The organism is Streptomyces sp. NPDC058964 (assembly GCF_042741275.1).
GTDB lineage: Bacteria > Actinomycetota > Actinomycetes > Streptomycetales > Streptomycetaceae > Streptomyces.
In genome coordinates, this window is sequence record NZ_JBHYKH010000073.1 from 1 (window position 1) to 10,890 (window position 10,890).

11 protein-coding genes and 2 pseudogenes are annotated in these 10,890 nt (G+C 69.2%); 4 read left to right on the forward strand and 9 right to left on the reverse strand.

Annotated elements, in window-relative coordinates; translation table 11 throughout:
- Positions 1-576 (reverse strand): alpha/beta hydrolase (locus ACFW2E_RS12405; protein WP_384465451.1); only part of this gene is annotated, 576 nt, incomplete at its 3' end.
- A gap of 748 nt (positions 577-1,324) precedes the next feature.
- On the opposite strand from ACFW2E_RS12405, the gene ACFW2E_RS12410 reads away from it, so the two are divergent.
- On the forward strand, positions 1,325-1,507 hold the full coding sequence (locus ACFW2E_RS12410) for a hypothetical protein (RefSeq protein WP_384465454.1): 183 nt from the start codon (positions 1,325-1,327) through the stop codon (positions 1,505-1,507).
- 106 nt (positions 1,508-1,613) lie between these two features.
- A complete protein-coding gene (locus ACFW2E_RS12415) occupies positions 1,614-1,859 on the forward strand; it encodes a hypothetical protein (protein WP_384465457.1) in 246 nt (81 codons plus the stop codon).
- A gap of 19 nt (positions 1,860-1,878) precedes the next feature.
- Here ACFW2E_RS12415 and ACFW2E_RS12420 read toward each other — a convergent pair whose 3' ends face one another.
- Positions 1,879-2,442 carry a dihydrofolate reductase family protein gene (locus ACFW2E_RS12420; RefSeq protein ID WP_384465460.1) on the reverse strand — a complete coding sequence of 188 codons (564 nt, stop codon included), beginning with the start codon at positions 2,440-2,442 and terminating at the stop codon, positions 1,879-1,881.
- Between the two features lie 706 nt (positions 2,443-3,148).
- Complete coding sequence (locus ACFW2E_RS12425; RefSeq protein WP_384465463.1) at positions 3,149-3,571, reverse strand: Hsp20/alpha crystallin family protein; 423 nt, start codon at positions 3,569-3,571, stop codon at positions 3,149-3,151.
- A gap of 482 nt (positions 3,572-4,053) precedes the next feature.
- On the opposite strand from ACFW2E_RS12425, the gene ACFW2E_RS12430 reads away from it, so the two are divergent.
- The gene (locus ACFW2E_RS12430; RefSeq protein WP_384465466.1) at positions 4,054-4,422 is read left to right on the forward strand and encodes a VOC family protein; all 369 of its coding nucleotides are present in this window, start codon (positions 4,054-4,056) and stop codon (positions 4,420-4,422) included.
- A 121-nt stretch (positions 4,423-4,543) separates the two neighbouring features.
- Here the strand turns inward: ACFW2E_RS12430 and ACFW2E_RS12435 are convergent, their stop codons facing one another.
- The 6 genes and pseudogenes from ACFW2E_RS12435 to ACFW2E_RS12460 all read right to left on the reverse strand — a co-directional run bounded on the left by ACFW2E_RS12435 (position 4,544) and on the right by ACFW2E_RS12460 (position 9,350).
- On the reverse strand, positions 4,544-4,696 hold the full coding sequence (locus tag ACFW2E_RS12435) for a hypothetical protein (protein ID WP_384465469.1): 153 nt from the start codon (positions 4,694-4,696) through the stop codon (positions 4,544-4,546).
- Between the two features lie 74 nt (positions 4,697-4,770).
- A pseudogene (locus tag ACFW2E_RS12440) lies at positions 4,771-4,872 on the reverse strand (IS5/IS1182 family transposase); the annotation flags it as partial.
- Positions 4,863-5,177, reverse strand: coding sequence for a hypothetical protein (locus ACFW2E_RS12445; protein WP_384465472.1), 315 nt, complete (start codon positions 5,175-5,177; stop codon positions 4,863-4,865). The gene ACFW2E_RS12445 and the pseudogene ACFW2E_RS12440, both read right to left, overlap by 10 nt.
- An 817-nt stretch (positions 5,178-5,994) precedes the next feature.
- Entirely contained in the window at positions 5,995-7,062 is a 1,068-nt protein-coding gene (locus tag ACFW2E_RS12450; protein WP_384465475.1) for a patatin-like phospholipase family protein, read from the reverse strand.
- Between the two features lie 597 nt (positions 7,063-7,659).
- Entirely contained in the window at positions 7,660-9,117 is a 1,458-nt protein-coding gene (locus ACFW2E_RS12455) for a multicopper oxidase family protein (RefSeq protein ID WP_384465478.1), read from the reverse strand.
- On the reverse strand, positions 9,114-9,350 hold the full coding sequence (locus ACFW2E_RS12460) for an SHOCT domain-containing protein (protein ID WP_384465481.1): 237 nt from the start codon (positions 9,348-9,350) through the stop codon (positions 9,114-9,116). The genes ACFW2E_RS12455 and ACFW2E_RS12460 overlap by 4 nt, the downstream gene beginning before the upstream one ends.
- Positions 9,351-10,082: 732 nt before the next feature.
- Between ACFW2E_RS12460 and ACFW2E_RS12465 the strand changes: the two are divergent.
- Positions 10,083-10,436, forward strand: a pseudogene (locus ACFW2E_RS12465) (IS110 family transposase); the annotation flags it as partial.
- Positions 10,437-10,890: the final 454 nt, after the last annotated feature.

Here is a 10,890-nt window from a genome sequence, read left to right on the forward strand (position 1 = left end):
AAGATTTACTTGCAGTGTAAGTGTGACCGGGGGGGCATACTCTAAATTGGGGGCGGGCACGAGACTCCATGAGAAGAGACCGGCGGCCACTATGCGCGGTTCGACCACCGCAATGCGGACGCCGATGGAGATCACTCCCCCCTCGTATCCGACTGGGCCGCCGATCTCGGGCAGCGACAGGAGGGCGTCCAGGGCGGCCTGCCATTCCGGGACCGCCTTTTCGACCAGCGGGAGGATGACGGCGTCGACGATCTCGTCGCCGACCGGCTCGCCGGCCTCCATCGCCCGGCGCAGGCCGGCGCGGGCCTGCTCGGCGGCGGCCCAACGGGGTCGATCACCGCTCCCCGGGAGCTCGATGGTGGCCGCGGCGAAGCCGTACTCCGCCGCGTAGTGCCGGGCCCGCCCAGCCAGCCGGGGGTACATCTTGCGCAGTCCGAGCGGGGGGTGGCCGATCAGGATCAGTGGCGCCGGTGCGGATGAGGACGCGGGCGTCCACAGGATGCCGGGGATCTTGCCGAGGGTGAATCCGCGTTCGAGGACGCCGTCGTCGAGGCGCTGTTCGGAAGTGAAGTGCATGGTCGTGCCTTTCGGGAGTGCTCCTGAACGGCGCTCCCGGACGACCTACCGCCCGACCGTGACCCCGGAGGGGAGCACCCATGTCGATACTGCGTTCACGGGTACCACCTCCTCGGTTTCTCGCACGGCCTCCGGGAACGTAGCAGTGGTCGCGGTGGTCCGCCAAACGGGTTCTTGCGCGGGCTCCGTGGCCGGATGCCGAGGAGCCGGAACACTACGCAGAGCTACTGGGGGTCTCGTCGCGGCTTCCCGAGGCGAGGCCCTGCGACGGCGGGACGCGCTGGGGGCGCTGTCGTTTCTCACGAACATCGAACACGACGCGCCGACGCCGCCGCCTCATCTCATGTACTGGTGATGTCGGTTCTCGTGAACAAAGTCTCGTGAACAAGGCCAGAGGGAGCGTCTGGCCTCCTGTGCTGGTGGCATGGCGGCGGCGCGCATTCAAGGGCGCAGGGCCGCCTTCTCGCGGGCCGGACTTTCTTGAATGCGTGTCCGGGGGTGCATTGAGTCGGGGCTGCAGCAGCGTCCGAGCCTCCTTCGTTCCACCTGACCGCGGGCCCCGGGATCACCTCGATGGCGAATGCGCAGGTCAGAGTCGGTTGCGGGGCTAACCCCCGCAGCAAGCACTCTGACGTCGCCCTGTCCGACGATCCGGAACGCATGCCCGGCCCGTCCGGAGGGATTCCACGCTCCGCCATCCATCCGCACGCGGGTCTGCCGTGTGCCTGATCCTCAGGGGGAAACTCCCATGTCCACAATTGAGTTGCTCGTCGTGCTGCTCCTGGTCCCCGTCGGCCTGGTCCTGGTCGCCGGCCTCATCTACGTGGCCCACCGCCACGCGGCGCTCGGGATGCCGCTCACGGTCGGCTTGACCGGTGTCGGCGTGCTGGCTGCGGTCATGTTCGGGATCGTCCAGGCCGGAGGGCGGTGACCCGAGCGGGCGGCCGCCTTCCCGTCTCCGTCCACGGGGCGCGCGGCCGGGCCGTCCTGCTGCTCGGTCAGTCGATGACTTGTGCTTCGCCGATGGGGGCCTGCACTTGGCTCTGGTCACCCCGACGTACTCGTCATGGATCAACCAGGCCGAGCGGTGGTTCGCCGAGCTCCAACGACGCTGTCTCGAACGCTCAGTGTTCTGCTCCCTCGACGACCTCAAGACCGCCCTCGAACACTGGATCAAGGTCTGGAACGACCAGGCCCGGCCCTTCAAATGGACCAGAACCGCCGACCAGATCCGCGAGCGCATCTGCCGTTACTGCGACATGATCTCCGAACCAGCTCCCTAGGGCTCGGCGGACGAGCCGGCTAACGCGCCACGCGGTAGCGGAGGTAGACGACTCTCGAGCTGAAGGTGCGGGTCTCGACGAGTTCGAGATCCACCCGGCGCCCGCGCTGGGGAAAGAACGGAATGCCACCGCCAACCAGCACCGGATAGACCCTGGCCCGGTACTCGTCGATCAGACCCAACGCGGCCGCCTCGGCGGCGAGAGCCGCGCCGCCGATCGCGATGTCGCCCTGCCCCGGCTCGGCTCGCAACCGCTCGATCTCCTCCGCCAGGCCGCCGGAAGCCAGACGGGCGTTGCCCTGCACCGCCGACAGCGTGGTGGAGAACACCACCTTTGGGAGCGGCTTCCAGATCGCGGCCCACTCGAGCATTGAGTCGTCGAGCGATGGATCCTGGTCGGCGGTCTCCCAGTACAGCATCGTCTCGTACAGGCGTCGTCCCAACAGGTGGACGCCGACCTGCCGAATCTCGTCGATCCAGGAGCGAAAAACCTCCTCGTCGGGCGCCGTCCAGTCGAAGTCGCCGTCCGGCCCGACGATGTAGCCGTCAAGTGAGATGTTCATCGAGTAGGTCACGCTGCGCATCAGAAGTCCTCCTCGGTAGCGGCTTCGACAGTACGCACCTGGGGCTTCTGCGGGCCCCCTCCCCGCCTGCATCGCATGCCACAGTGAAGCCGTCGAAACTCGACGCCGCCCGGCTGGTCGCGCTCGCCGAAGAGGCACGTCCTGCCCGCGCCCCCTTGTTTCTGCTTCGGGCATGAGGCAGTACCGGCGGCGATCTCCATGTCGTCCGCCCGGTCCGCCGGGTCATACAGCCTTTGGTTTCCCGGCGTGTAGGTTCACGCGCTGCTCCCGCCGAGCCGTCCGTCCCCACCACCACTGGTCCCTCAGACATACCTGACCAGCTCTTCCCAGCACCAAACGGCAACCGCCGCGGGGTCCGGTATGGCGCAGGACGCGACACGTTGCCGAACTCTGCCGCCCTGGAACTCGGCCTGGAACAGCCGGAGTTCGAGGAGACGCCACGCCGCAGCTTTGCCGCCTCATCCCGCGCCCCACGGGGCTGACCACCGCGGCTGCCGGACGCCTCGCCGTCCCACGCGCGGCATCGTCCCAGCCGAAGCCGACGCAAGCCACCGGGCCGCCGCCTTCACCACACCGTTGATGCTCTCGCGCAGCCACAGGAGAACTGGCACCAGGCTGGGTTTCACTCGTCCGATGAGCGCACCCGCATCGGTCTCCCGCGGCAGCGCCGAGGCCGGCGGGCCGGGCGTCGCCCTTCCGGCCTGGATTACCCGCCGTGCCGAATCTCGACGTGCTTGACCCCGGCCTTCTCGCTCCCCAGCCCCACACTGACGGTGAGCATGCCGTCTGTGTAGTCGGCCCTGACGTCGTCCTCGTCGGCACCTGTCGGCAGGGTCACGCTGCGGCTCATGGAGCCATAGCGGATCTCGCTGCGGTGTTTCTCCACATCCTGTTCGGTGCGTTGGGCCTTGACGGTCAGCACTCCGCCGCCGATGACGACGTCGATGTCCTCGGTGGACACTCCTGGAAGCTCCGCCCGCATGACATAGCGGCCGTCCTGCGTGTAGTCCTCGATGCGGACCGCATACAGGTTGCTCATGGTGGGCATCGCGAAGCGTGCAGGGAGGGTCTCGAACCACTCGGGAAGGTCCGGGAAGGGGAACCTCTCCCTACGCGTCAGTGCGGCCATCGCCGTACTCCTTGGCTCTGTTTGTGGCTGCGGACAGCTCCAGTGCACCGCGCGTGCCGCCATCCCGCTAGCCGAACAGCCCATGCCAAGGGGCCCAAGGTCCCCTTCGCCTGCCGGAGGGCCAGTCAGCCTCGTGCTGCATGCGAGCCCCGGCGACCTGCAGTCCAAGCGCCCGGCTGGCGGCCAGACGAGCGACGTCGAAGCTTCCAGTTCAGCAGCACGAACGCAGGCCGCAGGCTGCGGGCCTGTTGGACTATGTGGGCGAGCGCCTCCTGGACCCGAGGACCGCCAGGGAAATCCACAGAAGCTCCGCCATCTTGAAGTGGCTGGTCAGAGGGGTGGCGTGACCTCGTTTCGGGGTGCTCGTGCTGGTAGTGGGCGGCAGTCCGTGTTGTAGATCGTCCGGTCGGGTGGTCTTGCCGATGAGTTCGCTGTCCTCGAACGGTCTACCCAGCGACACGTCCGTTCTCGACAGGAGTGCCATGTCCACCATCCAGCCAGTGATCGTGACTGCCGACCAGGACGTTCTGCTCGGCTTCTATACGAAATTGTTCGGCGCTGAGGAGATCTTCCGGGTACCGGCGGAAGGCCCGGCCTTCTACGTCGGCTTGCGCATCGGCGACACCGACCTCGGGCTGGTGGCCAAGGCGAACCCGTGGACTGGGGCGGCGTCGCGGATCCTGCTCAGCATCGGTGTCGGCGACGTCGACGAGACGCTCGGCCGGGTGGAGGCGCTGGGCGGCTCGGTCCGCGGCGGCCCCAACGACATGCCGTGGGGACAGCGCGTCGCCCACATCCAGGACCCCGACGGCAATCCGGTGAACCTCACTCAGCCGATCCCGGCCCGGTGACAGCTGTTCCGGGGGCATGTGCTGATCGTGGGCGACCTGCGGTAGAGATCAATTGTCGGTAGTGGCCTCGACGTTCGTCAGGATGAGCAGCGCGCGAAACAGGTGGGCGGCGCGGGCGGGGTCAGTACGGAGCTTGGTGGGGATCCGCCCAGCTCTTCAGGTGGGCGAAGCCGCGTTCGACGGGGACGCGTCCGGCGGCCAGGACCCGGTTGGCCTCCCTCTCGGCAGATGCGAGCCTGCGGGCGCGGGTGGCCTTGAAGCCGGTGACGACCACGGGATCGACCCCGTCGTGTCCAGGCCGAGGAAGCCCAGGTCGGCCAGGGCGCCGAGGCCGGCAGCACGCAGGTGGGCCAGGATGCGGTCGCGGCGGGCGGCGGTGATGTCGTGGGTGCGGCCGGGCCGCACGGCCGATACCCACACCAGACGGCCCCGCTCGTCGGTCAGCGCGAGGACGTGCGGGCCGTGGCGGCGATGCTTGCCGGAGTAATCCGGGCGGTTCGCCTCTCCGGTACGGCGCTGGTGGGGATCAGGGCGCCGTCGATCAGGACGACCTCGCCGCCCCGCCGGGCGATCTTCTTCAGGGCGCGGTCCAGGCGAGGGGCCCTCGCGGCCAGCAGAGCGATCAGCTCGTCGCGCGAGCGGCGCACGGTGGTGGCGGAGATGTCGTTGCCGCCGGCCATGCCGCCCAGACGCTGATCGTGCCGCAGCACGGCCAGGACGATCACCGCATCCTCCCGGGCGGCGGCGCCCGCCACCTCGAACGTATCGCTTTCAGATGGCGTCGCAGCAGGTCGGAGGGGTAGTTCAGGGTGTGCGTGGACAGCGGCAGGCGGCACTGGTACACCAGGGACACGGTGTCCCCGGTGCGCTCTTTGGTTTTCGTCACACAATTCCAACAGCCGCCGGGGGCACCTTGGTTACGCCCCGATCGCCGCGCGGACCGGTCACGGACGGGTGGTGAACTTCCCGTCGGGTCGTTTGTGCAGCCAGCCGCGGTCGGCCAGCTTCGTGAGCTTCCCGCGCAACGACTCCAGCTTGCCCCGTACCCCATGTCCAAGCCCAGCGCCTCGCCGATCTGCCGGAGCGCGCGTCGGTCAGCTCCATGCTGGTGGTCACGATGCGGTAAAGGACCGCGGGCAGCTCGGTCTCCCGGCTGATGGCCGGCACGGCGGCGAGCAGACCCTGCAGCCGGTCCTTGGCGCGGGTCAGGGCCCGCAGCTAAACCGCCGCCCATGAAGAACACGTAAGCGAGCCCGGCGATCAAGTTGGTGACGGCAAGAGTCGGCAGGGCGGTGTGGAAACCCACAATCCATGTGATGGCGTTTCGTGGCGCGGCATCTGCGGGTGCCTCTCCGGTTACATCTGTATGGATTCACTATCCGTACGACAGCGCGTGGGCGCGAGTTGCAGAAGATCATGATTCCGGCGGCGTCGCGACCGTCCTTGGCTCATCAACCGTGATCAGCACCCTCCGACAAGACCCCGTCCCACATCGGCGGGGCCGCCGGGGGAGTCCGGCGACGGATCAGGCTGGCTGCCCTGTGGAGGCAGTCCGTACCCTGTGTGCACCCGTTATGCGCGGCGGTGGTCGGTCGGACCCTGCGCGTGGGGTGGAGGCGCTGCGGCCGACTGGTCCGGGGAGGGAGTGCGCAGCTCTGCAGCGGTGGTCCGCAAGGATGTCTCCAGGACGGTCAGCCGGTGCAGGGGATCCATCAGATTCGCGCCCATGGCGGCCAGGTCCTCCGGTCCGGGAGTGATCAGGCGTACTCGAGTGCCGGCGTCCCGCACCAGTTGGGCCTCGCGCAGTAGGCGCCCCGTGGCGACGCGGCGCAGGCGGCGCTCGAGCCGGGCGGCCAGGCTGCGTGGGCGGTCTGTCCGGCGGGCGGAGGTCGGCGCCAGGACGACCACCTCGTCCAGGCCGTCGCCGGCCAGCAGGTCGAGGTTGGTGTCCGACCAGGCACAGCCGTCCACGTAGCGGCGTCCGTCGATCTCCACCGGCGGGAACCATGCGGGAAGGGCGCACGAGGCGGTTACGGCGGTGGCGAGGTCGGTGCGCGGCGCATCCGGCGTGCCGAACAGCACGCGGGTGCCAGCATCGACGTCCACCGCGGTCACGCGCAGCGCCGGGTTGGGAGGCCAGTGGTCGGCCATCCCCAGCTGGTAGAAGACGTCACGGACGCCGTCCAGGCTCGCCCGTCCGGGTGGGGCGAAGGCGGCCAGCAAGATCGTGAACGGCATCCGGTGCGGACGGTCGGTCATGCTGCGCAGCAGTTTCAGCGACCCGATTCCAGGCTTGGGAAGGGGCGGCAGGCCGCCGCCGACCCACGTGTCGTAGTCAACCCGCACCCCTCGCAAGGGACCTGATGTCACGGCGTGGCCGCGCTGGTGGTCCCGCAGCTCGCACGGGCGCGTCCCGAGTGCCAGCGCCGAGCCCACGATGGCGCCCGCCGAGGTCCCGAGGATGACATCCGCAGTCCGCGGATCCCACCCGTAGGCGTCCTCCAGCGCACACAGCGCGCCGATCGTCCACGCCGCTCCCAGACTTCCACCGGAGCCGAGTACCAAACCCCAGCGCCCTGACGGTGAACTCGGCACGCCCGGCCCCCGGAGAGCGTCGAAACCCGCTTTCCTTGACGTCATCTCCTGTGACTCTCCCGACACAGCCCCCGCGAGTGCTTTGTTGCACCCACGTCACACCTTAGGAAACATTTATAGGCATATCTGAATTCCAGGCAATTTCTTCCCATGTGGCCTCAGGTGGCTCGCCATCGTCTGTCGAGGGTTCACGCGACCGGCGGCGAATCCTTCGGTGCGCCATGCAGCTCCCCGCCGCGCCAGTCCGGTTGTTGCTCGGGTATGTCCGCGGGCAGGGCGGGCGGACCGGGTGCCCGACTCGTGGGGGCAGCCGGAGTCGCGCAGGATGGATACGCCCGAACGAGTTACTTCACGGAGGAGGGTTGCGACGACTCTGCCCGTACGACACCGGCCCGGCAGCCTGCTGGAGCGGGCTTTCCCCTGGCGTGAGCCGATCAGCTCGATCACGGCCGAGTTCGGTGACCTGTTCGATCGGGGAACCGGTTGTTCGAGTCGCCGCGGCCATGCCGTCCGTGGCCGGGGCCTGGGCGCCGCTGGCCGACATGCGTGAGACGGACGAGGCGGCGGTGACTTCAGGCGGGGCTTGGTGAGGATGTGGCAGATCGGCATCGCGGCAAGAAGCCGGGTCGGTGGGGCAGCCCGTCACTGGTGGACGTTGATCGTGGCCATCATGCCGAGGTCCTCGTGGTCGAGAACGTGGCAGTGGTAGACGCTGCGGCCGGGGTAATCGGTGAACGGGATACGCAGCCGTACCCAGCCCCGCGCGGGCACGAGCACAACGTCCTGGCGCAGCCCGGTCGGGGGCACGCCGGTGCTGGTTGCCAGTACCTGAAACGGCCAGACATGCAGATGGAACGGATGATCCATGGGACTGGTGTTGACCACGGTCCACTCCTCGACGGTGTCGAGCGGGACGGTCTGGTCGTCGCGGTCCGGGTCGAAGGTGCGCCCATCGATGGTGAACGTCCCCGTGCCCGTGCCGCCCATCATGCCCATGCCCATGGCGAAGGTGAGCCGACGCTGACGGGCCACCCGGCCTTGGGGGGCGGACGGGGCCGGTAGCGTGACTGGCAGCGACGGCGGTGTCGCGGCCGGTCCGGAGGCTTCCAGGGTGGCCAGGGCGACCGGACCGGAGGCGGGCGGGCCCCCGCCCATCATGCCAATACTGCCCCGGTCGTACGGATCGGCAACAAGCGTGTACCGGCCGCCGCGGACGGGGCGCACCAGCAGGTCGGCCCTGTTGCCCGGGGCCAGCACCACCTGGTCCCGCTCGGCCGGGGCCGGCAGGAACGCCCCATCCAGGGCGAGCTGGGTCAGCCGGTGGCCCTCCAGCCGCAGCGCGAGCACCCGGGAGACACAGCCGTTGATGACCCGCCACCGCTGCGCATCGCCAAGTGTGGCGGTGATGACAGGTTGGTGCTGGCCGTTGACCAGCACCAGGTCGCCTTCGCGGCCCATCATCCTGGCCGTCATGTTCGGCGCGGCCACCCGGCCAGCCCCGTCCAGAGTCGTGTCGGTGACCAGCAGGACCAGGTCGTCAGTCACTGGCAGATCCGGGTCCGGACCGCCGTCGACCAGCAGCGCTCCGGCCAGGCCGGCGAAGATCTGGTCGGCGACGGTGCCGTGGTGATGCGGGTGGTACCAGAACGTGCCGGGAGGGTGGTCGGCCGGGATTCGGTACACGTAGCCGAAGCTGCCGCCGGGGGCGACGGTAACGAACGGGTTGTCGCCGTTGCCGCGCGGGGACACGTGCAGACCGTGGGTGTGCAGGTTGGTCGGCTGGTCGATGTGGTTGATCAGCCGCACCCGCAGCAGGTCCCCACGCCGTACTCGCAGCGTTGGCCCCGGGCAGGTGCCGTTATACCCCCACGCCAGGGTGTCCCGCCCGGCCAGGCGCACCCCGGGAGCGGCGGTCAGCGACACATCCAGGACCCCGTCGCGACTGGCCAGCACCCGAGGCTGGGCCAGGTCCCGGCCCGAGGTGTCCCTGCTCGGGGCGCCCAGACCGGTGGCCCAGCCGGTCGCGCCGACGGCAACACTGGCCGTGCCCAGCCCGATCAGACCCAAGGCCCGGCGTCGGCTGATCGGCGCGCCGGTCACCGCAGCGCCCTCCTGCGGTGCTGGTACTCCTGCTCGTCGATCTCCCCGCGGGCGTAGCGCCCATCGAGGATCCGCCGCGCCACTGAGCCCGAATCGGACCCGCCGCGGGAAGATCCTCGGCCGCTTCGCGCCAAGCGCAATACGGCGTAGCCGATGATCAGCAGACCGGCCACAACAAGCATCGGCCACACCCACATCCAGCCGATCGCCTGCCCGTCCATCTTCGCAATCACGCTTCCTGAGACAGATCCCTTGAACCAACCTAACTCCGCTCGTCGCGACATGCCTGCCATGCCAGGTTTGCTACCAGGACCTTTTCGCATCCCGATAGGTGTCCGTCCGGGGATCGCCCAACGAACAGGGCCGACCTCGAGGGCCGGGGCGGCTTGCCGACCTGCGTGATCGCCGTCTGGTCGTCAGCCTCGCGCTTCACCCGGACAGCCCAACGAGGCGACAAGACAGGGAACCGGCAGCCTGACTAGCCGAAAGCTACCCGCTGAGTACTTCAGAGCCGGGAGTCCCGGGCACGGGCCACGGCTGCCTCAACGGGCTCGGCACCGACGTCACCACCTGACGTGGCCCGCGGCTGCCACGGGGCAGCCGTCCGGTCCCGCGCGCTGGTTCAAGGCCCTGGTCAACTGTCGGTTGGCTTCCCGGGCGACCTCCAGTTCGCCCTCGCGCTGTCCGCCGCTCACCGCGCACCGGCTCCGCAACTCGGCCCCGGCTGCACTCCGCCACCACCCCACCCCGGGGCGCAACGGCGTACTTCAACCAGACGATGAACAGGCCGAGGTTCCGACCCGCCGCCATCCACTCCCGGTCCGTCAAGCCAGGTTGCGGACCTCATGGCCGCGCTGCAGGAGTCCGTGGCAAAGGCCAGGGCGTCCCGCGGCAAGGATGCCGAGGTCCATGAGATGCCGCGGAAGAAGCAAACGGCCAGGAAGACAAGGGCAAGGGAGGCGAGGCCCGCCCAACTGGCCGCAGATCCGGCATTGCTGACTGCCCGTCGTACCGACCTCGTCACCGACCGGGTATGGATGATCAACCGTCTCCGCGACGTGCTCACCGACATCATCCCCGCCCTGGAGCGCGCCTTCGACTACTCGGCCCGCAAGGCCGCACCGGTGTTGCTGACGGGGTACCAGCCCCCCGGCCGCCATCCGCCGCCGCGGCCTGACAGCCTGGCTGGCCAACCGCGGTGTGCGCGACGCCGACGCGCGGGCGCATCCACGGCCCTCGAAGCGGCCCTGGCTCAGCACACCGCGGTGCCAGGCGAGGAGATCGCCGCGCAGATCGTCGCCGACCTGGCGGTGCACGTAGACATGGGTGCGCCACACGGGCATGCCCGGGATTATCGGCAGTACCGGCTGGGACCGGTCCGGTGTCTGGGTCTGCGACTTCTCGTCCACCGAGAGCACCACCGCCCCTTCGGGCGGGTTGAAGTACAGGCCCACGACGTCGTAGACCTTCTCTACGAACAGCGGGTCGGTCGACAGCTTGAAGGTGTCCCTCAGATGAGGCTTGAGCTGGAACCGCCGCCAGATGCGGCCCGTGGTCGACTTCGCCAGACCACGTGCTGGGCCATCGAAGTTCGTGACCTGTGGGTGGCGTTCTGCGGCAGCTGTTCCAGCGTGGTGACCACCACCGCTTCCACCTGACCGGCCCGGCCGCGGCGCGCCCGGCCGCCCGCCCCCCCCGCGCCGGGGGAGCCCCCCCCCCCCCATGGGGCGGGGGGCCCCCCCCCACCCCCATCACCGCCGCCCCCGCCACACG

Coding starts and splice junctions, on each gene's coding strand:
- ACFW2E_RS12410 (WP_384465454.1), top strand. CDS start 1,325: ATGTCCACAATTGAGTTGCTCGTCGTGCTGCTCCTGGTCCCCGTCGGC.
- ACFW2E_RS12420 (WP_384465460.1), bottom strand. CDS start 2,442: ATGCGCAGCGTGACCTACTCGATGAACATCTCACTTGACGGCTACATC.
- ACFW2E_RS12425 (WP_384465463.1), bottom strand. CDS start 3,571: ATGGCCGCACTGACGCGTAGGGAGAGGTTCCCCTTCCCGGACCTTCCC.
- ACFW2E_RS12430 (WP_384465466.1), top strand. CDS start 4,054: ATGTCCACCATCCAGCCAGTGATCGTGACTGCCGACCAGGACGTTCTG.
- ACFW2E_RS12450 (WP_384465475.1), bottom strand. CDS start 7,062: ATGACGTCAAGGAAAGCGGGTTTCGACGCTCTCCGGGGGCCGGGCGTG.